We start from the raw sequence: 19,997 nt of genomic DNA, 5'->3' as shown, positions 1-19,997 counted from the left end.
ATTAATTCCATTCATAATTACGTTATTAATCTAAGAAAACAATGCCATACGGGTTATCATCGATTGTATAATTTTGTTAAACTCCGACGAAAACAGGGAGCCTCGCGTTTTGGAAGGGAGATGACATGAGCACAATATTTACCTTATTGGCCATATTGCTTGCCTGTCTGATCGCGATCGGAGGTGTTGTCGGTTACCGTATGCGTCGTCGTTTCTTATCCACTCCGCCACTACCCGTTTCTCAATCGCTTCCCCGGCGGCTAACTGAAGATGAACGGATTGCCGTTGAGCGTTATCTGGCTCAGGAAAACAGCCAGCAAACCACGCCGCTTGATACCCCAAATGCGCAGCCAAAACTGCCGCGTTCCCTGCAAAGTAATCGGGTTTACCCCGTCACCCATACGATTACACGCTACGGCCTGAGCACCGATGCGCAGAATAAGTGGCGCTACTACATTGATACACAAGAGATCCATCTGCCACCCAGTTGGGAACAGTTCATTACCGAAAACAATACCGTCGAACTGATAAAGACGCGATCAATCCCACTGGTCATTTCCCTGAACGGGCACTCGCTAACAGAGTGTCTGGACGATCGACCCCTGGCTCCGCTACCGAGCGAAATTCCTGTCACGAATGCCGCCATCCGTCAGGAAGGCAGTGAGCATGCCGAGTTAGTCACGATTCGCAAGGAAACACGTGAAGAACACGCCATGCACCACTCCCGGGGTTTGAAGGAAACAGCCGTACTCTGCGTATCTTTTCTGCTCTTGTTCATTAGCCTGAATAGTCCTATCGCCCTACTCCCCTGGCTGATCGGGACTGCCTCCTTATTAGCAGGCTGGAGCCTATGGCAGCTTTTCCGTTCGCCGTCCGCTCAGGAGCTGCGGGATGTACACTGCCTTCACGGCACGCCACAGGGGTTGGGTCTGTTTGGCGAATCCAATCAGGGGCCACTCGGCAATATCTCGCTCGGTAATATCGATCTGATTTACCCGCCTCACTGGCAACCCTACATCACGCAAGATCTGGGCAGAAAAACGGATGTCGATATCTACCTCAATCGACAGGTCATCCGTCAGGGGGAACATCTTTCGCTGCATGATGAAGTGAAAAATTTCCCGCTACAGCGCTGGGGCAGGAATCTGCTGCTGTCCGTTGGTTCACTGCTCAGCCTGATTTTACTGGTCACGAACGTGCAACTGGAACTGCCGCTAAAGCTCAGTCTGGCCTGGCTTCAGGGCGCGCAGCGCATTCAGGTCACGCAGGTCAGCGATCTGGAAAAGGCTCAGCTCCGCATTGGCGATACGCTGGCGGTACGTGGCAGCGGCATGTGCTATGTGCCAGCAGGCATTCATCCCGTTTCCGCGCCGTCATCCTACGCCTTCAGCCCGTTCGACTGCTCCGCCATTTACTGGAATCAAGCTGCGCCGTTACCGTTACCAGAATCCGAGACGATTGAAAAAGCCTCCGCCTTGCTGAAATCAGTCAACAGCCAGCTCCATCCGCAAGCGGAAAAAGAGGGTCAGGTCAACTCTCAACTGGCATCAACCATCCAGAAGTCAGGGCTGATCCTGATGAAAAACTTCGCTGATGTTGTTCTGAGAACACAAGATTTGTGTAAACAGGAAAACGATTGCTCCCGCCTGAAAAATGCGCTGGTGAATCTGAGCGATGTCAAAAACTGGAATACGCTGGTAAAAGACGCCAACTCCGGCACGCTGAAAGGTATGAATGTGGTGCTGCCCGCCGTCAGCGCAGAAACGCTGGAAGCCTTGGTCAACAGTTCTACCGATCAATTCTTCTATCAGGAAATCAATAACGCGGCAGAATCGCTGAACAGCCCGCCGCCGGGTGGATTCCTGATTCGCAGCGACGAAGGACGACAGTTCGTGAACCACCCGCTCCCTCCGATGCCGCTCAATGAATATCGCCCATCGGATCAGTGGCAGGAACTCCAGCGGCTTTCCGCGATGCTGTTGCATACGCCGTTTAATGCCACGGGCGTTATCACCCAACTCAACACCGATGCCAACGGGACACAGCACATCAGCCTGCACAGCGAGCCCGACGTCATTACCGTCTGGCGCTATCTCGGCAGTTGCCTGCTGCTGCTGCTATTTTCTGCAACCTTTATCGTTAATGCGATTCTTACCAGCATTAAAATGCGTAAAAATCAGAAACGCGTGACCGATATTCAGCGTTATTACGCTTCTCGGTTCAACATGATGACGAATGCGTTCCCAGACAATCGCCCTTTGCTCCCCCGCTAACGGCGTCGTCCCCGTTCCGCAGTTATGCTAACCTAGCGGCATCGGTTTCCCATCGCTATTGTCATAATTGCATTGCGCGCCGCCTGCTTCACCCTCCCTATAGCACGGCGCGATATCTGGAGTCGTTATGAATCCCCACGTTAACTGGCACGACATCGACACCGTGATACTGGATATGGATGGCACGCTGCTCGATCTGGCGTTTGACAGCTATTTCTGGCTTCAACTGGTGCCCCAGTCGATCAGTGAAAAACGCCATATCAGCCTTGAACAGGCACACCAACTTATCAGGCAAGAATATCAAGCGGTTCAGCACACGCTAAACTGGTATTGTTTCGATTACTGGTCAGAACGTCTCGATCTGGATATCTATCAAATGACGACAGATATCGGCACGCGCGCCCGCTTGCGCGATGACACCACGCCATTTTTAACGGCGCTGCGCGAGTGCGGTAAAGAGACGATTCTGCTGACCAACGCCCATCCACACAGTCTGGCGGTAAAAATCGAACATACCGGACTGGATCAGCACCTTGATTTATTGCTTTCCACCCATACTTATGGGTATCCGAAAGAGAATCAGCGCTTGTGGCAGGCCGTCCAGCAGCAAACCGGCTTCGACCCTGCCAGAACATTATTCGTGGATGACAGCGAGCCGATTCTGGATGCAGCAAAAACCTTCGGTATCCATTACTGTCTGGGCGTGCGTAATCCAGATTCCGGCGAGCAGGAAAAGGTATTCCTGCAACATCCGTCAATGAACGACTATCTTGCGCTGCTACCCGCTCTGCGTCACTCCGTTAACGCAGAGTAATCAGGGGGATTAATGGTGAAAGCTACCGAGCAGGCCGACGACGCCGTTCGTCTGGATAAATGGCTCTGGGCCGCCCGTTTCTATAAGACCCGGGCTATCGCCCGCGAGATGATCGACGGCGGCAAAGTCCACTATAACGGGCAACGCGGTAAGCCGAGCAAACAGGTCGAACTGAATGCCGAGGTGAAACTGCGTCAGGGCAATGATGAACGCACCGTGATTATTTTGGCCGTTAGCGGCCAGCGCAGAAGTGCGACAGAAGCACAGGCGCTGTATCAGGAAACGGCTGCAAGCATTGAGAAACGAGAAAAGCTGGCGCAGGCGCGGAAAATGAATGCGCTAACGATGCCACACCCCGATCGCCGTCCTGATAAAAAAGAGCGCCGCGATCTGATTAAATTTAAATACAGCGATCAGGAATAACGCGCAGCCCTTCATTTGTTGGTCATCAAACTGATGACAATAGAAAGAAGACTCAGCGATCGCCGCATCACTCATCGCCGTACCAAGACGAGAAAACATTATGGCTCACGACCAACTATATCGTTATCTGTTTGAAAATTATGCCGTTCGTGGCGAACTGGTAACCGTTAATGAAACGTATCAACGTATTTTGACCAACCACGACTATCCGTCTGCGGTGCAAACACTGCTGGGTGAAATGCTGGTTGCCACCAGCCTGTTGACGGCCACGCTGAAATTCAGCGGCGATATTACCGTTCAGCTTCAGGGCGATGGCCCACTGAAACTGGCGGTGATTAACGGCAATCATCAGCAGCAAATGCGCGGCGTTGCCCGCCTGCAAGGAGATATCGCGCCAGGGAGTTCGCTGAAAGAGATGGTCGGCAATGGCTACCTGGTGATTACCATTACGCCGACGGAAGGTGAGCGCTATCAGGGCGTTGTCGGTTTAGAAGGTGAAACCGTTGCTGAATGTCTGGAAAGCTATTTCCAGCAGTCCGAACAGTTGCCGACGCGGCTGTTTATCCGTACCGGACAGCACGAAGGCAAGCAGGCGGCCGCCGGCATGCTGCTTCAGGTCTTGCCTGCTCAGGATGCCGATCGTGATGATTTTGATCATCTGGCGCAGCTCACCACAACGGTCAAAGGCGAAGAGCTGTTTTCCCTGCCCGCCACCGAAGTCCTGTACCGCCTTTACCATCAGGAAGAGGTTACCGTGTACGAGCCGCAGGATGTCGAATTCCGCTGCCACTGCTCACGCGATCGTTGCGCCGATGCATTAATGACGCTGTCCGATCAGGAAGTGAATGAGATGATCGAACAAGATGGCGAAATCGATATGCACTGTGATTATTGCGGTACGCACTACCTGTTTAATTCGCTGGACATCCGCGCCATACGGCACGATTCATCAGGAAATCTGTTGCATTAATCGTTTTAACGGGTACGAAAGTACCCGTTTTATTTTGCTTATTTTCCCATCTATAAACCGCCGTGATTATTTTTCAAACACCTAAATAAGCAAAGTTATTAATGAATTTATTTAATTTTATGATTGCTATCGCGGTTAAAATAAGCTCACTCCCTACAATGTTTAGTAGTACGACTATAACTTGAGGAGTAGCAACATGCAGATCAACGGTATTACCCCGCAAGCCCTGACGGCTTATGGAATCCACGATGTCCGCGATATTGTCTACAATCCCAGCTATGAACTGCTTTTTGAAGAAGAACGCTCTCCTACCCTACAAGGCTATGAACGCGGCATCGAAACCCAACTGGGTGCGGTAGCCGTCGATACTGGCATCTTTACCGGCCGTTCCCCGAAAGACAAATACATCGTGCGCGATGATGTAACCCGCGACACCGTGTGGTGGTCCGATCAGGGTAAAGGTAAGAACGATAACCACCCACTGAGTCAGGAAACCTGGACGCACCTGAAGCAGCTTGTTACCACACAGCTTTCCGGCAAGCGCCTGTTCATCATCGATGCCTTCTGCGGCGCGAATCCAGACAGCCGCCTCAGCGTACGTTTCGTCACGGAAGTGGCGTGGCAGGCGCATTTCGTCAAAAACATGTTTATCCGCCCAAGCGATGAGGAACTGGAGGGCTTTGAGCCAGACTTCATCGTAATGAACGGCGCGAAATGCACCAACCCGAACTGGCAGGAACAAGGGCTGAACTCCGAGAACTTTGTCGCGTTCAATCTGACAGAACGCATCCAGTTGATCGGCGGCACCTGGTACGGCGGCGAAATGAAGAAAGGGATGTTCTCCATCATGAACTACCTGCTGCCGCTGAAAGGCATCGCCTCTATGCACTGTTCGGCAAACGTCGGCGAAAAAGGCGATGTCGCGGTCTTCTTTGGTCTGTCCGGTACGGGCAAAACCACGCTGTCCACCGATCCGAAACGCCAGCTGATTGGCGATGACGAACACGGCTGGGACGACGACGGCGTCTTCAACTTTGAAGGCGGCTGCTATGCCAAAACCATCAAACTATCCAAAGAGGCAGAGCCGGATATCTACGGTGCGATCAAACGTGATGCACTGCTGGAGAACGTCACGGTACTGGCAGACGGTACAGTGGACTTCAACGACGGTTCGAAAACCGAGAACACCCGCGTCTCTTATCCGATTTATCACATTCAGAATATCGTTAAACCGGTCTCCAAAGCCGGACATGCGACGAAAGTGATCTTCCTGACGGCTGACGCATTCGGCGTGTTGCCTCCTGTTTCTCGCCTGACGTCCGATCAAACGCAGTATCATTTCCTGTCCGGCTTTACCGCCAAACTGGCGGGAACCGAACGCGGCGTGACGGAACCGACACCGACCTTCTCCGCCTGCTTCGGCGCGGCATTCCTGATGCTGCACCCAACGCAGTACGCTGAAGTGCTGGTAAAACGCATGAAGGCGGCTGGTGCACAGGCCTATCTGGTGAACACTGGCTGGAACGGCAGCGGTAAACGTATCTCCATTAAAGATACGCGCGGGATTATTGACGCCATTCTGAACGGCAGCATTGATGATGCAGAAATGCAGACGCTGCCGGTCTTCGATTTGGCCATCCCGACGTCGCTGCCCGGCGTTAATCCTGACATTCTCGACCCGCGTGATACCTACGCGAGCGTCGAACAGTGGCAGGAAAAAGCGGACGATCTGGCACAGCGCTTTATCACCAACTTCGATAAATACACCGATGCACCAGCAGGTGCCGCGCTGGTGAAAGCAGGGCCGAAGCGCTAAGCGGCTTGTAGGAAAACCCATAACGAAAAAGGCGCGGATTCCGCGCCTTTTAAGATTACTACAGGGACTGTCGAGCGGTAGTAACGGATAGATCGTAAAGACGCTGTGAACACATCCCTGTGCGCTCGGATTGCGCAGATATGAATCTCATCCCTGAGATTCACCCTTGCAGGGCCGTCGCTAGCGACGTTCAAAAACGTTCCTGACGTTTTTGTCCATGGCGCAAACGCTTTACTCTTCTATTCCGTTACTACCGTTCCCATTCGGCAAATAGATTGTCAACGGTCTGAAGACGCGGAATTACGCCTTTCCTCTTAATACTGAGACTGCCCAAAATACTTATGACTCTTTTGCAGCACCGTTATCCGCTACCGCAACTTCCGAGAGCAGCGGCAGATACGCGCGGACACAGAGCCCACCGCGTTCGCTGCTGCCAACGTCCAGCACGCCATTGTGCGCATCAATAATACGCTGCACAATCGCCAGCCCCAGCCCGGTACCGCTGGTGGTTCGCGCACTGTCACCACGGACGAACGGCTGGAACAAGTGCTTCAATTGATCGGGCGCAATGCCTTCTCCATCATCTTCGACCTGAAACCAGACGCGCTGTAGATCGCGCCCGGTACTGACTTTTATCCAGCCATTACCATAACGCGCCGCATTCACCACCAGATTCAGTGCCGCACGTTTTATCGAAAGCGAACTGATGCGCACCAGCAGCTCGCCAGTCGCGAATTCGCTGTCGATCTGGCGTTCATAACCGCTTTCCGATGCGACAACTTCACCCATAATGGCGTTCAGATCAGCCACTTCCGTCTGCATTTCCTGACCGGTACGCAGGTAGTCGAGGAACTGCTCAATAATCGCATTGCACTCTTCAATGTCCTTATTGATCGACTCCGCCAGATAGTCATCTTCCTTACCCATCATTTCAGTCGCCAGACGAATACGCGTCAGCGGCGTACGCAGGTCGTGACTGACGCCCGCCATTAACAGCGTACGGTCATCGGCCAGCAGCTTCACGCCGGAGGCCATCTGGTTAAAGGCGCGGGTCACGGAACGCACTTCGGAGGCACCGTACTCCCGCAGCGGCGGCGGAATAATGCCCTTACCGACCTGCAAAGCCGCATGCTCCAGCTCAACCAACGGTCGGTTTTGCACCCGAATAAATAACCACGCACCGCCAATCACCAGCAACATTATCGCCAGCGTATAGCGAAAGAGCGGCGAGAAATCGCCCTGGTGAATTTCAGTGAGGGGAACACGCACCCAGATATCCGGTGACAGCCAGGTTTTCAGCCACACCACCGGCGTATTTTTGCTGACCTCAACCCGCACATCCGTCGGGCCGCCCAGCTGTTGCGCCATCTGGTCGCTCAGAAACTTGTAGTGTTGCGCCCAACGCAGGCCGCTTTCCTCCGCCGCCGCATTGGTGTACAGCGATATACCCAATTCGCGGTAAATCTCACGCCGGAACGCAGGCGGCACCTCAAGCGTGGAGCCATCTTCCAGTTGCAGACTGTCCGTCATCAGCATTCTTACTTCGTATGCCAGCACTTTATTGAACTGCTGCAAACTCGGCAAAATAGCGAAGTTGAGCACCACCAGATAGGTGGTGACCAAACTGACAAACAACAACGTGACAATCAGTAACAACGTCCGTGCAAATGAGCTGCGCGGAGAAAAGCGCCATTGCATCATGCCTTACTGCCGTCCGGGACAAACACGTAGCCAAGACCCCATACGGTCTGGATATAGCGCGGGTGCGCCGGATCCTCTTCCACCATGCGGCGCAGACGAGAAATTTGTACGTCGATAGAACGTTCCATCGCACTGTATTCACGGCCACGGGCCAGATTCATCAGCTTATCGCGAGACAGCGGCTCACGCGGGTGGCTTACCAGCGCCTTAAGCACGGCAAACTCGCCGCTGGTTAACGGCATCGGTTCATCATCGCGGAACATTTCGCGCGTGCCCAGATTCAGCTTGAATTTACCAAACGCGATAATCGCTTCTTCCTGCGACGGCGCGCCCGGCAGTTCGTTCGCCTGACGACGCAGCACCGCACGGATGCGAGCCAGCAGTTCGCGCGGGTTGAAAGGTTTAGGAATATAATCGTCCGCGCCGATTTCCAGCCCGACAATACGATCGACTTCTTCCCCTTTGGCCGTCACCATAATGATCGGCATCGGGTTACTCTGGCTACGCAAACGACGGCAGATGGACAAACCATCTTCGCCCGGCAGCATCAGGTCCAGCACCATGAGGTGAAAGGATTCACGGGTCAGCAAACGGTCCATCTGTTCAGCATTGGCTACGCTACGTACCTGAAAACCCTGCTCAGTCAGATAACGCTCTAATAGCGCACGCAACCGCATGTCGTCATCTACAACCAGAATTTTATAGTTTTCTTGCATTCTCTTTCTCCAAAGGCGTAATAGCGCCGACGCTGCTATTGTTCAGAAACACACGAATTACTGACAGTCGTTTCTGGTATACATTCTAGGCAAAATTGTTACAAAGCATATTAAAATTCGTGTAATCAATCATTTCCTTTGCCGTCAGTCATAAAATAATCGGCGATTTACGGTGGTTGTCACTCACGAAGATTGTCGTTTACGAAGATTATCGTTTACGGAGATTATAGTAACGCCGCCGACAATAAAAAGGCACGGTAGTGGCAAAAGCAGGAGAAAAGAGAAGAGAAAGGGCGTTGCCCCCCGGATCCAGAGCGGCAACGTAAAGTGGTTAATGCATAGCCGTGGTTAACACATAGCCGTAATTAGCGCATCAGTTCATCCAGCACCACGCTCACCGACGGCAGCGCAGGCTGGAAAAGATGACGTGTGGTCTTGTAGGGAAACAGGCCCTTTTCCGTCACAATGGTCTGCATAATCAGATTTTTGCAAAAAGGTTGCCCGGTCTTCCAGTGATAAACGGACACGCGAGGATCCTCATAATCAAGCAACGCGCAGGGGATGTGCTTCAATCCCAGCTCGGTAGCCGCACGTAGCCGATGATTGCCATCCATGATAATTCCGGTTTTTTTCTCTATGGGTACTGGTGTCGTCCAGCAGCCACAGCGGCAAATGTCCTCCATCAGACATTCCACGTTCGACATATCAACATTTTCAGAGGGAAGCAGGAACTGCACGGGCGTAAGAGCGATCTGGTAGGTCATACCTTCAAACATTATCCACCTCCTGACGTAACGGTTACGCACAGCTCCGACGTAACGTCGGAGCTGCCTCTCATTTACGGCGCAAGACTGACGAAATAGCCCGGCTGGTAGTCCACCGGTAAAAATTGCTGATGAAGCTGGCGGAAAGTGTCATCCGCGTTGAGATCGCGGAATAGATCGGGGTGAAACCACTCAGCCAATTGCTGAATCGCGATGAAATCATAGGGCCCGTTATAAAACTGATGCCAGATGGCATGGAACGCGCGTTTCTGCTTCGCGAGGGTGTTGGTATACGCAGGCCGTCCCAAAAACCATTCAAGCCGCTTGCGTCCTTCAACCACATCCTGCCCCGGCCCCAATCCAATCCAGCGCCCGCCGGGTACGAAGGCTTCAAAGTTGCCGCTGGTGATCACCACCACTTCCGGGTTTTCCACAATCACCTGTTCAGGATGCATCTGCATAAAAGTGCTCGGCGCATTTTTTGCCGCAACGTTATCGCCACCAGCCAGTTGCACGAACTTACCGAAGTTATCCGGACCGAAGGTCAGGCAGCATTCATCGGTGTAGCCCCCCAGCCGCTCAATGAAAACGCGCGGTGAACGCGGCTTTTTCGCCGCCAGCACGTCGGAAACACGTTTTAGCTGCGCCTCACGGAACGCGAGAAACGCCTCGGCGCGCGCTTCCTGATGAAACAGCTTGCCGAACAGACGCAGGGTCGGCGCGGTGTTTTCCAGCGGGTGATAGCGAAAATCGACATACACAATCGGAATGCCGACGCTATCCAGTATCCGGTCATAGCCCGCATCGACAATCGCCCGCTGCGCCTCAATATTCATAATGATGACGTCCGGCTTCAGCGATACCGCCTGTTCCACGTCAAACGTCCCTTTCTCCGTGCCGTCGAACGTCGGAATTTTCGCCAGTTGAGGAAAACGATCGCGGTACTGGTGCCACGTTGCCGGATCGGACTGAATCAGATCGCGCCGCCAGGCAACGATCCTTTTCGCCGGATCTTCCCTGTCGAGCATCGCGACCAGATAAAGCTGACGTCCTTCCCCCAACATGACGCGCTGCACCGGCGTGTTGACCCTCACCTCACGCCCCAGCACATCCTTAATAAGCGTTGAGGTTTGCGCAGTTTGCTCAGCCTGCGCCACCAGCGGCGACAGACCGACCATCAACAGCGCACTCAGCAATAACCGACGGCAATATTGCCGCGTCCAACGATTACACATTTTCGATATTTCCCTTCGTCGAGAGAGAGTCATGTTTTTCCGCCTGTTTCCGCAGGTGTCGTAGCAGCATCAGCGAGACCAGGAAGGTCACCAGATACGCGGCGCCAACGCAGAAGAACAGCGAACGTAGTCCGGGGGAGTAGAGCACCAATCCGCCCAAAGCAATGCCCAGAATCGAGGCAAACTGGCTGACGCTTTGCGCCACACCGAGTATGTAACCCTGCTGTCCGGCACCAGCCGCACGAGAAATCAGCGCCATCAGAACTGGCGTCGTCGCCCCCAGCAGGACGCCCCACAGGAAATAAAGTGGGATGAAAATCGCGATATTCAGGATCGTGGCGGCCGTCAATGTGATGATGGCGCAGGCCAGCATGACCACACACAAGCGGCTCAGCGTCTGGGACAGCGAGAGGTTTTCAAAATAGCGCGCCCACAGCGATGCAGAGACAATCACACCGGTCGCTTGCAAGCCATAGCACAGGCCGATAATCCATTTATCCACCTGAAAAATGCCATCCATATACAGGGAAAACGGCGTTTGCGGAATCATGCGGCTGGCCAGCAACAGGCCGGAAATCAGCAGCAGGCCGGAAATCGGCGACAGCGCCCAAAGCCGACTGCGCGGTGTACTTTTCTCCTGTGCATCCGCAGGCGGAACCGCAGGGACATCGGGGGCGACATGCGGCAGGAACAGCGCCACAGTAATGCCGCACAGCGCACACAGGATAGCGGCGCTCAGGTTGATCCAGAAGAAGTTCAGGTAGTCGAGGATCAGCCCGCCGACAATCGCCCCCAGCAGCGATCCGACGTTGGTAGACACCTGAAGCCAGGCGAACAGCCGCGTACGCTGTAACGGACTGACGACCGCGACGCCGTAGGCCTGCGCGGGCGCGATATACCCCGCACAGGCGCCCTGAATAAAACGCAGCGCGACGATCGTCCAGATGTCATTGGCCCACGCCAGCCCAAGCTGGGTTAACGCTAGCCCGAACAGCGCGCGGATCATCATGGCTTTATTACCCAGCCGATCGCCCATTCGTCCCCAGAAGGCGCTGGTCAGCATAATGCCCAGCATCGGCCCGATGTACACGGCAATCCCCGCGATACTCAGTTCCGCACCGGATGACATACTTTCCAGATGCAGCGGCCAAAACGGCCCGCTCATCTCCATCGCCCCCATCGCCACCAGTTGTACGACAAACATAAAGTGGATGATAAACGCCACCTGCCCACTCAAGCGCATGCGTCAATTCCTTCTGCTTTCACGGCGTCACCCCGTCTCATTTCAACCACTGTCGCGGGAAATAGTCGGGACGATCCTGCGTGGAAGTGCCCATATAATCGCTGCACCACCGGTAGACTTCCTCAATGTACGGCACGCTAACAGCCAGATTCTCCGCGATGGTCACCAGCAGGCTCAGGCCGTAAGCGATATCCTCCTGAAACACCCGATGCTGCGTATCAAACACATACCCGCCCGCGCCATCTTTTCGCAGCGGCAGACCGATGCCGTGGTAAGCCTGATTGGTGCGCAGCACAGAGAGCATCGTGTGCGCATCGGTAATCTGCTCACCATAGGCATCGATAATCTCCTGCTTGAGCGGCAGCACCGAATCCAACTGCACACCAAGCCGCGCCTCCAGCGCTGCACACAGCCGTTGGTTCTCCTCGTCCATACGTTCCAGATAATAGGCACCGAGTTCCGGGCAATCATTCCACCAGCACAGCGGCTGTGAGAGCGGTCGGGCGTGCCACTGTCCATAGGGACCGATCAGGCCATAAATCACCGCACTGTGCATAATCGGGTTACCCGGCGTCAGCGTGATCTCCAAATAATCCGGTAACAGCACCACTGGTGCAGAATAGAGTCGTTGCAACAGTGCCATCAGCGCCTGCTGGCTCGCAGCCGTTTCACGCCGATGCGTGGCGACATACAGCGTGGCCTTTTCGCCGCCCATTTTGATCGACTGACCCGGCAGCAAATCAAACGCAATGTGCGCAACGTCCTTCATGCCCCAAATCACCGCGTTCGGACGAGCGGCCAGCTCGCGTTCAGCCAGCCAGTCAAAACCGCAAAAACCGGGAATGGCGCCAACATAAACCGGTTTGTTGGCGGGCAGATGAGGAACAATCCGCGCCAGAAGATCGGCGCGGAAGTTAGCGGGAACGGTGATGATAACGACGTCCGCATCGCGGCAGGCTTCCGCCGGATCGCAGGTCACGCAGTCCGGCGTGGCCGTCAGCGTCTCGCCATCCGGCAACAGGGCATGTAGCCGTTTACCGTGCTGCTGATAGGCTTCCGGCAGGCGCGGATGGCTACCCAGCAGCGTCACCCTGACATCCGGTAGTTGTGTAAACAGTACCGTGGCGAGATGGCCGGTCTTACCGGCCCCGCAAATCACCACGTTAAGCGGCTGCCCGCTTAGCGCTTCGGTCATCCTTAACTCCTTAGCTTGCCTGCTCCAGAGAAATCGCGTTGCCCAGCCAGCGATCCAGATCGTGCCATACGCCGCTATCTGTCAGATTACGCGCCGCCAGCCACTCTTCGTTAAACACCGTATGCAGGTATTTTTCACCACCGTCGGCAATCGCCAGTACAACGTTGCCGCCGATGCGATCCTGATAGATCAACTCCAGTGCTTTATAGATCACCCCGCCCGTCGAGCCGCCGACCAGCAAACCATAGTGCCGCGCGATATAGCGTGCGGTTTCAAACGCCTGCGCATCCGAAACCTGCTCGCCACAGTCGATGCAGCTATAATCCAGCACCAGCCCCACGGTATCTCCCGCTGGCGTACCGGTGCCAGACTGGTAGTAAGGTTTGCCGGGGTGGCCGAAGACAATAGAACCCACAGGCTCAACGGCAATGGTCGTAATATCCGGGTTATGGACTTTCAGGCCGTGAGAAATACCGGTCATCGATCCGCCAGTGCCCACGCAGCCGACAAACGCGTCGATCTTGCCAATCTGGCTGAACAGCTCACGCACAAAATCAGCGTAGCCGCCCGCATTCGCCGCGTTATCCGATTGATTCATAAACACCGCGCCGGGAATTTCCTGTGCCAGCTGTGCCGCCATGCGCTGACGTTCCACCACCGCCACTTCATCTTCACCGTAGTCGCCGGAGACGTAGCGAATTTCCGCGCCGAGCGCGCGCATGATGGCAATTTTGTCCTGTGCCGCATGATGATCGACCACGGCGATAAAGCGCAGGCCATATTCGATCGACGCCAGCGCCAGCCCGATACCGGTATTACCCGACGACGACTCGACGATGGTGCCGCCGGGGCGAATTTTGCCTGACTTCAGCCCGGCGACAATCATGTTGCGCGCCATTCGATCCTTCATGCTGCCGCCGGGATTGTTCTTCTCCACTTTTAAAAACAAACGCGTATCCCCATAGGGAACCGGAATTTGTATAACGGGGGTATTACCAATCAAATCAGTTACTTTATTCAGGATCATGGTTCTGCTCCATTCAGTTATCACTGGAAAAAATCAGCTCACCTTTCTTACCTTTGAACGCACACAAGCGCGCAGGCAGCGGATGTCGATGAAACGCGTTCTCCAGCAGGTCCATCTGGTATCCCGCCGTATTCGCGTAAATCAGTAAATCACCTGGCTGCGGCACGGTTCGAAAATGAATCAATCGGTTCGTAATGACATCGTCGTCCAGACAGCTGTGTCCGGCGATCCAGGCTTTGCCCGGCGTCGGAGGGGTGTCTTTTTTGACGGAAAAAACATGCAGAGGATCAATCAAAAACTCAGAGTTAAACCAGGTTTCACAGGCGCTGAAGCTACTGCCTTCCACAAACACAACGTGGTTGCCGTCTGGCTGGCGACGCGTTCGCGTCACGCGAAATACCGTAATGGCACTTTGGTCAGCCAGGCTGCGCCCCGGTTCAATCGCCAGAATCAAGCCGTGTTGTTTGAGCACCTCTGCCACACGGGTATCCCCGATTGAGGCTGACAGAAATGCCTCAAGATAATCAGCTGCTGAACACTCACCGCCATATGGGTAAAACGAGGTCGGCACCTGACCGTGGCGATAATCCACCCCATTCTGCTTCGCTAAATAATCCTGATAGCGTGAGGCCGGAAGATATTGAATCGGTAATCCACCGCCGATATCAATAATGGCGGGCTGCAATCCCTTTGCGCGCGCCTGCTCTAGCAATGGCAGCACCTCAGACAATGCGGCCACACGGGTATCGGGCTCATAACCGCCCAGATGGAAGTGAAAGCCTTCCAGCCGAAGCGCATCCTGTCTGATGCTCAGTGTCTCCAGACAGCGTGCGGCCTCATCGGCCAGCATGCCAAACCGGCTGGCCTGTGCGAACGACGGGCGATAGCGCAGCAAAACGCGTACTGGCTCCGTCACGCGCAGCACATCCGCCAGCGCGAGCACCTCGTCGAACTCTTCCGGCGAATCCAACACGATGAGGGCACGGTGATGAACCAACGTCATCAGGAACTCGCGCGTTTTCGCTGGACCAGTGGCGCACAGTCGTGCGCCGTCACAGCCAGCCCGCAGGGCATCTTTCAGCTCCTGTAAACTGGAAACATCCACGCCGACGCCCGCGTTAACGGCCGCCTGCACCAGCCCCGGTGATTTGTTCACCTTCGCGCCGTAGTACAGGCGGCAGTCCACATCGTGGCGCTGCAACACCGTTCGCAATGCCGCGATATTGTTGGCCACCGTGTGCGGCCAGACAATATTCAGCGGCGACCCATACTGCTCAACCAGCCATGACAACCTTTGCGGCGAGTTGAAAAGAAACTGCTCAATCTCACTATCCAGATAAGGCGTCAGTCTCTCAGGCCAGTGGGCCTGCGCGACAGCGGGGGAAGACACTGCGGCAAAGCTAAACAGGTTGCTCATCGCTATCTCCTTAACGTTCGGTTCCTGAAAAATGCCTATCCTTAGAAATCAACCGCCACAGACAGCATCAGCGTCCGCGGCGTTCCTTGCGATACCGTGCTGAACGACGTCACGCCAGACCAGTAATTGCGGTCAAAGGCGTTAAGGACATCCGCGCGGAACGTGGTGGGCGCGTTGTAGATTCGCGTCTTGTAACGCGCGCCGAAATCAACTGTGGTCCAGGAAGGAATGGACTGGGTATTGATGGTGTTGACGTTCTGCTTCCCGTTATGGGTGACGTTGGTGCTCAGCGTCAGATCGCGCAGGAACGGCAGGTCATATTCCACGCCGGCGTTAGCCTGAAAACGCGACGTGCCCGGCGCACGCTTGCCCTGCGCCCCCGGCGTCACGCTTTTGGTCAACTCGGCATCCAGCAGCATCACGCCGCCCGTCAGACGCAGGTCTTCCAGCGGTGAACCGACCACATCCAGTTCAATACCCCGATTACGCTGTTCGTTGGCATCAACAAACGTGCCGTTAACCAGCGCACCGCTCGGTTTGGTGATCTGGAAAACGCTCAGCGTGGAGATCGTCCCCAGCGCGTCCACTTTCACCCCGGCTTCGTACTGCTTGCTCTTATACGGCGCAAGCACCTGACCCGGATTGCTCGCATTCGCAGGCGCAATATCTCCTTTGCTCAGCCCTTCAATGTAGTTGGCGTAGAGCGAGACGTGCTGCCAGGGTTTCACCACCACACCGACCATTGGCGTGATCGCATTTTTGTCGTAGGACGATGATGGCGCACTATTGCCGGGAACAAAGTTATCCGACTTGATCTGCTGATAACGCAGCCCACCCGTGACTTGCAGCGCATCGTTCCAGAAGCCGAGCGTATCCGCCAGCGCGATACCTGACAGCGCAGTGGAAGAGCGTTTGCTAATCGTTGCAGGGGCGGCGATATTCTGCACGGGTGAAGAAACTGGATTGTAAATATTCGAGTTAATGAAATTAACATTTGGATCGCTGACTATGCCTGTAGCCTGACGATCGCGATAGTAGCTGGTCTGTGCCGACAGCTTGTGCGTCACCGAGCCCGTTTCCACATCCGCGCGAACACCGGTCGCCAACGTGTAGCGACTGGTAGTAAAGCGATAATTCCCCACACTGGAGCGAATATCGCCGTTGTTATTCGTCACCTGCGGCACCTGCTCCGACAGTCGGCTCACGTGTGCGCTGGAACCGCCTAAATCGGTAAACCAGGTGACGTTATCCGCCAGATCGTATTCGGTATGCAGCAGCACCGACTGATCTTTGGAGTGCCAGAAGCCCCACGGTTGGGAAATATTGGTGTTGCCATCCGGCGCGTCGGGTACGGTCACTCCCGCCGCAAACGAATAGGGCCGCGACGGCGCACGCGTTTTCAGGTGCTGCGTGATGAGATCCAACGTGGCACGGAAACGTTCTGACGAGAAATCCAACCCAAGCGCGCCGACCTGTGTGCGCTTGTCGCTGCCATTCCACACGGTGTCTCCATAGCCATAGTTGCCATTAAAACGGACGCCGAGCAGATTGTTATTTTCCAGCGCATAGACGCGGGAAATATCCGCATGCTGCGTGAGTTGGGAATCAGACTGCCAGCTGGTGGTGAGGCGGGTCAGATTGCCTACGGTGGTTGGGCGTTTGGTGACGGCGTTAATCACGCCGCCCACGCTACTATTAGGCGACAACCCATACAGCAGCGCCGACGGCCCTTTCAGCACTTCCACCCGCTCGATGTAATCGGTCATCAGCTGATAGTTGGGGGCAACACCGTAGACGCCGTTCATGGCGATGTCGCTCAGGTTTCCTTCGTTGAGTGGAAAACCGCGAATGTAATAAGAATCCAGCAGACCGCCCTGAGAACTGCTCACACGTACCGATGCGTCATGAGCAACCACCTGCCCCAGCGTTTGTGCCTGCTTGTTTTCAATAAACGCGGAGGTCACATTGCTGACGTTAAACGGCGTATCCATGACATCCTTTTTGCCCAGCAGCCCGGTACTGGACGAACGCGCCGACATGCCGCCCGCCACCAGCCCCTGTACGGCTTCCGCATCTTTGGCTTCAACCACGATAGTGGAATCATCGCGCTCGCCCGTTTCAGCCAGGGCGGGTATCGCGATACCGCTTAGCACAGTCATTGCCGCCGTGACGGCGACGGCTAACGCGGAGGGAATAGGAAAACGCGTTTTCCCGGTAGGTGGAGTGAAGTTCTTCCTGGCGTTCATCAACTAAGTTATCCATCTCAAAATGAGGAATGAAAAAGATGCTCCCGTTTTTCAGCCTGTAAGGCGGGAGCATCGCCATACATCACGATCTGATGCGGGTGTCTTCCCCTTCCACAAGGAAGGGATTGCTCAGACCGTGCTGAATCCGGTAGTCGCGATATTCCTGGATATGCATGCGCAGCAGCGAACGCGTATACCAGGGCTGGGTCAAAAACATGTCGCGTTCGGTCTGCCACAGCTCGCCATCAACGCGCGACTTCACCGCGTCAAACGCCGCGGCGGTTTCCTCTTTCATCACCTGCCACAGCCGGGCATCGGCAAAGCCATATTCCGCACTGAGTGCCAGCGCCAGTTCATGCAGGTGGCTGACGAAACAGGCATCGACGACAAACATCCGCACCGGCTCGATATCGCCTTCAAACACCGTGGGCAGAATGCCGGGCCAGACGTAAGGTTGCAGGTGATAGCCACGCTGACGCAGCAGCGGTGCGTAGGTGCGCCCGTCGCCGAAATCGCGAATTAATAGCCCCTGTGCAACGCCTTCCGGTGAAAAGAGGATCTGGCTATTCTGCTGATGCGCTTCCAGCCCAATGCCGTACAGCAGATAGATAGCGATGACGGGTCGGGTCACGGCGCGAACGTATTGGCGGAACCACGCTTCGGGACCAAGCCCGGACAGCGCCACCAGCTCGGTGAATAACGGCTGGTCGCGGTGAGGTAGCGCCGTAAACAGCGTGGCGACGGTCACGGGCAGCGCGCCGTCAGCGCGTTCATAGGCGTGCGCATCGCGGAACACGACGGAGAGATGTTTGCCCGGCGCGTCATCCTGATGAACCGCGTGCTTGTAGTGGAACGCCGCCTCTTCGCGGAAAAATTCCAGCCGCTGCTCAAATCCGCCTTCCTGCGCCAAAATCGCTTCGATAATGGTGCTGATACGTGGCCCCATGTGGATCGATTTCGCCTGTAGGCTGCGCATTTCGCTGGTCATCCAGATGGCGACAGGCAGCTTGATGAAGGGAGAAGAAGGCGGTTCAACAGGCAAAACCGTACGGAACGACATCCCCGGCAAGGTGATGAGATCGGGGCCGTCAGTAAGCAGAATGCCTTCGGCGATCTCATCTGCGTAATGGGATTTCACCCAATTTTCCAGATGCCAACTGTGGATGGGCAGCGGGAGCCACTGTGTTTCATCCAGCCCTTGTTGGTTCAGGCGCTGCTTCCAGTCCTGCCAGAGCGCGGGGAACGCCTGAGCAAACCACTGATGAAAATTATCGACGTGCGGCATGCATTCCACATACGCCATATCACGACGCAGCGCGGTAATACGCAGCGGCACGCGGGCATTGAATTCGGGTGATAGCTGTTGGACGTCTTCGTCACTCAGTCCCGGACGGGATTTCCAGGTTGGGTAGTAGGGGTGGCCTTCCAGCGATCCCCACTGATCGAGCAACATCGCGGCATCGCGAATACTTAGCTGCCGACGCAGCCACAGCGTGAAATGATTCTGCCCATCTCGCTGCATGGCGTCAGCCACCTCAGCACGCCATTGGCGACGATAGCGACGGGCATGGGTATCATTACGAATACTGTTACCCACATCTTTTTTCAGACCGAGGATGCCGCTCTCTTCCGGGTGGAAATCGAAACTATCACGAAGTACATCAATCAACTGCTCGTGGCCGGTGACGGGGAAAGATGTGCCATCCGAATTAATCAGATAAATATTTCCATTATTAATATAGGTGTTTGCTGGCGCTGGGGAAATATCATCAAATTTCAATACAACTTTGCCATCCTGCAAAGCCAGCGTCGCTCCCCTGGAATTATCCTCAATAAAACCCAGGTCATTTTTATTTAAAATTCCTTCTGCAAAAAAGCAGCGAATCAATCGCCTTAACGCATTTTTATTTGAGTAATCAGAGAGAAAATCATCTGTATCCTGATGTATATCCCTGTGTTTAACTTCCTCTGACTTGATATTCATAACCACTCCTCATACCGATAAAACAAGTAAAAATTGATTGCTGTAACGTATAAAAGGGCGTCATTAAATCTCGGGTTAACACGTCCCGAAACTTAATAAAAATGTCGCGATAGATGGATTGAAAAATAATGAACGGAAAGCTAGCATATCACTAATGTCAATGTAAATAGGTA

15 protein-coding genes are annotated in these 19,997 nt (G+C 54.6%); 5 read left to right on the top strand and 10 right to left on the bottom strand.

The features are described 5' to 3' along the window. Nucleotides 1–125 precede the first annotated feature (125 nt). From I2D83_RS01905 to pckA, 5 genes are all read left to right on the top strand, one after another. Nucleotides 126–2,273 carry an intracellular growth attenuator family protein gene (locus tag I2D83_RS01905; RefSeq protein ID WP_205947448.1) on the top strand — a complete coding sequence of 716 codons (2,148 nt, stop codon included), beginning with the start codon at nucleotides 126–128 and terminating at the stop codon, nucleotides 2,271–2,273. A gap of 127 nt (nucleotides 2,274–2,400) precedes the next feature. Beyond that, entirely contained in the window at nucleotides 2,401–3,087 is a 687-nt protein-coding gene (yrfG, locus tag I2D83_RS01900; protein ID WP_181847921.1) for a GMP/IMP nucleotidase, read from the top strand. A gap of 12 nt (nucleotides 3,088–3,099) precedes the next feature. Next, a complete protein-coding gene (gene hslR / locus I2D83_RS01895; RefSeq protein WP_015841992.1) occupies nucleotides 3,100–3,510 on the top strand; it encodes a ribosome-associated heat shock protein Hsp15 in 411 nt (136 codons plus the stop codon). Nucleotides 3,511–3,610: 100 nt separating this feature from the next. Beyond that, entirely contained in the window at nucleotides 3,611–4,480 is an 870-nt protein-coding gene (gene hslO / locus I2D83_RS01890; protein ID WP_015841993.1) for an Hsp33 family molecular chaperone HslO, read from the top strand. Between the two features lie 196 nt (nucleotides 4,481–4,676). Then, nucleotides 4,677–6,296 carry a phosphoenolpyruvate carboxykinase (ATP) gene (gene pckA / locus I2D83_RS01885; protein ID WP_015841994.1) on the top strand — a complete coding sequence of 540 codons (1,620 nt, stop codon included), beginning with the start codon at nucleotides 4,677–4,679 and terminating at the stop codon, nucleotides 6,294–6,296. Between the two features lie 339 nt (nucleotides 6,297–6,635). On the opposite strand, the gene envZ is transcribed toward pckA, so the two are convergent. The 10 genes from envZ to I2D83_RS01835 all read right to left on the bottom strand — a co-directional run bounded on the left by envZ (nucleotide 6,636) and on the right by I2D83_RS01835 (nucleotide 19,824). Then, the gene (gene envZ / locus I2D83_RS01880; RefSeq protein WP_015841995.1) at nucleotides 6,636–7,997 is read right to left on the bottom strand and encodes a two-component system sensor histidine kinase EnvZ; all 1,362 of its coding nucleotides are present in this window, start codon (nucleotides 7,995–7,997) and stop codon (nucleotides 6,636–6,638) included. After that, nucleotides 7,994–8,713 carry an osmolarity response regulator transcription factor OmpR gene (gene ompR / locus I2D83_RS01875; protein ID WP_005969424.1) on the bottom strand — a complete coding sequence of 240 codons (720 nt, stop codon included), beginning with the start codon at nucleotides 8,711–8,713 and terminating at the stop codon, nucleotides 7,994–7,996. Before ompR ends, envZ begins: the two co-directional genes overlap by 4 nt. A gap of 365 nt (nucleotides 8,714–9,078) precedes the next feature. Further along, the gene (locus I2D83_RS01870) at nucleotides 9,079–9,489 is read right to left on the bottom strand and encodes a ParB N-terminal domain-containing protein (protein WP_205947447.1); all 411 of its coding nucleotides are present in this window, start codon (nucleotides 9,487–9,489) and stop codon (nucleotides 9,079–9,081) included. Between the two features lie 62 nt (nucleotides 9,490–9,551). Beyond that, on the bottom strand, nucleotides 9,552–10,712 hold the full coding sequence (locus tag I2D83_RS01865) for an ABC transporter substrate-binding protein (RefSeq protein ID WP_205947446.1): 1,161 nt from the start codon (nucleotides 10,710–10,712) through the stop codon (nucleotides 9,552–9,554). Next, nucleotides 10,705–11,955 (bottom strand): MFS transporter, encoded by a 1,251-nt coding sequence (locus I2D83_RS01860; RefSeq protein ID WP_181830548.1) that lies wholly within the window; start codon nucleotides 11,953–11,955, stop codon nucleotides 10,705–10,707. The genes I2D83_RS01865 and I2D83_RS01860 overlap by 8 nt, the downstream gene beginning before the upstream one ends. Before the next feature lie 37 nt (nucleotides 11,956–11,992). Continuing rightward, nucleotides 11,993–13,150 (bottom strand): NAD/NADP-dependent octopine/nopaline dehydrogenase family protein, encoded by a 1,158-nt coding sequence (locus tag I2D83_RS01855; protein WP_205947445.1) that lies wholly within the window; start codon nucleotides 13,148–13,150, stop codon nucleotides 11,993–11,995. A 10-nt stretch (nucleotides 13,151–13,160) separates the two neighbouring features. After that, complete coding sequence (locus tag I2D83_RS01850; protein ID WP_015842000.1) at nucleotides 13,161–14,177, bottom strand: PLP-dependent cysteine synthase family protein; 1,017 nt, start codon at nucleotides 14,175–14,177, stop codon at nucleotides 13,161–13,163. 13 nt (nucleotides 14,178–14,190) lie between these two features. Next, the gene (locus tag I2D83_RS01845) at nucleotides 14,191–15,594 is read right to left on the bottom strand and encodes a Y4yA family PLP-dependent enzyme (protein WP_205947444.1); all 1,404 of its coding nucleotides are present in this window, start codon (nucleotides 15,592–15,594) and stop codon (nucleotides 14,191–14,193) included. Between the two features lie 41 nt (nucleotides 15,595–15,635). Continuing rightward, complete coding sequence (locus I2D83_RS01840; RefSeq protein WP_205947443.1) at nucleotides 15,636–17,840, bottom strand: TonB-dependent receptor; 2,205 nt, start codon at nucleotides 17,838–17,840, stop codon at nucleotides 15,636–15,638. An 82-nt stretch (nucleotides 17,841–17,922) separates the two neighbouring features. Then, the gene (locus tag I2D83_RS01835; protein ID WP_194431218.1) at nucleotides 17,923–19,824 is read right to left on the bottom strand and encodes an IucA/IucC family protein; all 1,902 of its coding nucleotides are present in this window, start codon (nucleotides 19,822–19,824) and stop codon (nucleotides 17,923–17,925) included. Between the last annotated feature and the right edge of the window lie 173 nt (nucleotides 19,825–19,997).

Origin of the sequence: Pectobacterium aroidearum (assembly GCF_015689195.1) — a bacterium.
Classification (GTDB): domain Bacteria; phylum Pseudomonadota; class Gammaproteobacteria; order Enterobacterales; family Enterobacteriaceae; genus Pectobacterium; species Pectobacterium aroidearum.
Note: the sequence above shows the minus strand (reverse complement) of the source record. Positions and strands in the feature narration are given on the sequence as shown.

What these genes read in the sequence shown, in the direction of transcription:
- I2D83_RS01905 (WP_205947448.1), top strand. Translation starts at nt 126, where the DNA reads ATGAGCACAATATTTACCTTATTGGCCATATTGCTTGCCTGTCTGATC.
- yrfG (WP_181847921.1), top strand. Translation starts at nt 2,401, where the DNA reads ATGAATCCCCACGTTAACTGGCACGACATCGACACCGTGATACTGGAT.
- hslR (WP_015841992.1), top strand. Translation starts at nt 3,100, where the DNA reads ATGGTGAAAGCTACCGAGCAGGCCGACGACGCCGTTCGTCTGGATAAA.
- hslO (WP_015841993.1), top strand. Translation starts at nt 3,611, where the DNA reads ATGGCTCACGACCAACTATATCGTTATCTGTTTGAAAATTATGCCGTT.
- pckA (WP_015841994.1), top strand. Translation starts at nt 4,677, where the DNA reads ATGCAGATCAACGGTATTACCCCGCAAGCCCTGACGGCTTATGGAATC.
- envZ (WP_015841995.1), bottom strand. Translation starts at nt 7,997, where the DNA reads ATGATGCAATGGCGCTTTTCTCCGCGCAGCTCATTTGCACGGACGTTG.
- ompR (WP_005969424.1), bottom strand. Translation starts at nt 8,713, where the DNA reads ATGCAAGAAAACTATAAAATTCTGGTTGTAGATGACGACATGCGGTTG.
- I2D83_RS01870 (WP_205947447.1), bottom strand. Translation starts at nt 9,489, where the DNA reads ATGTTTGAAGGTATGACCTACCAGATCGCTCTTACGCCCGTGCAGTTC.
- I2D83_RS01865 (WP_205947446.1), bottom strand. Translation starts at nt 10,712, where the DNA reads ATGTGTAATCGTTGGACGCGGCAATATTGCCGTCGGTTATTGCTGAGT.
- I2D83_RS01860 (WP_181830548.1), bottom strand. Translation starts at nt 11,955, where the DNA reads ATGCGCTTGAGTGGGCAGGTGGCGTTTATCATCCACTTTATGTTTGTC.
- I2D83_RS01855 (WP_205947445.1), bottom strand. Translation starts at nt 13,150, where the DNA reads ATGACCGAAGCGCTAAGCGGGCAGCCGCTTAACGTGGTGATTTGCGGG.
- I2D83_RS01850 (WP_015842000.1), bottom strand. Translation starts at nt 14,177, where the DNA reads ATGATCCTGAATAAAGTAACTGATTTGATTGGTAATACCCCCGTTATA.
- I2D83_RS01845 (WP_205947444.1), bottom strand. Translation starts at nt 15,594, where the DNA reads ATGAGCAACCTGTTTAGCTTTGCCGCAGTGTCTTCCCCCGCTGTCGCG.
- I2D83_RS01840 (WP_205947443.1), bottom strand. Translation starts at nt 17,840, where the DNA reads ATGAACGCCAGGAAGAACTTCACTCCACCTACCGGGAAAACGCGTTTT.
- I2D83_RS01835 (WP_194431218.1), bottom strand. Translation starts at nt 19,824, where the DNA reads ATGAATATCAAGTCAGAGGAAGTTAAACACAGGGATATACATCAGGAT.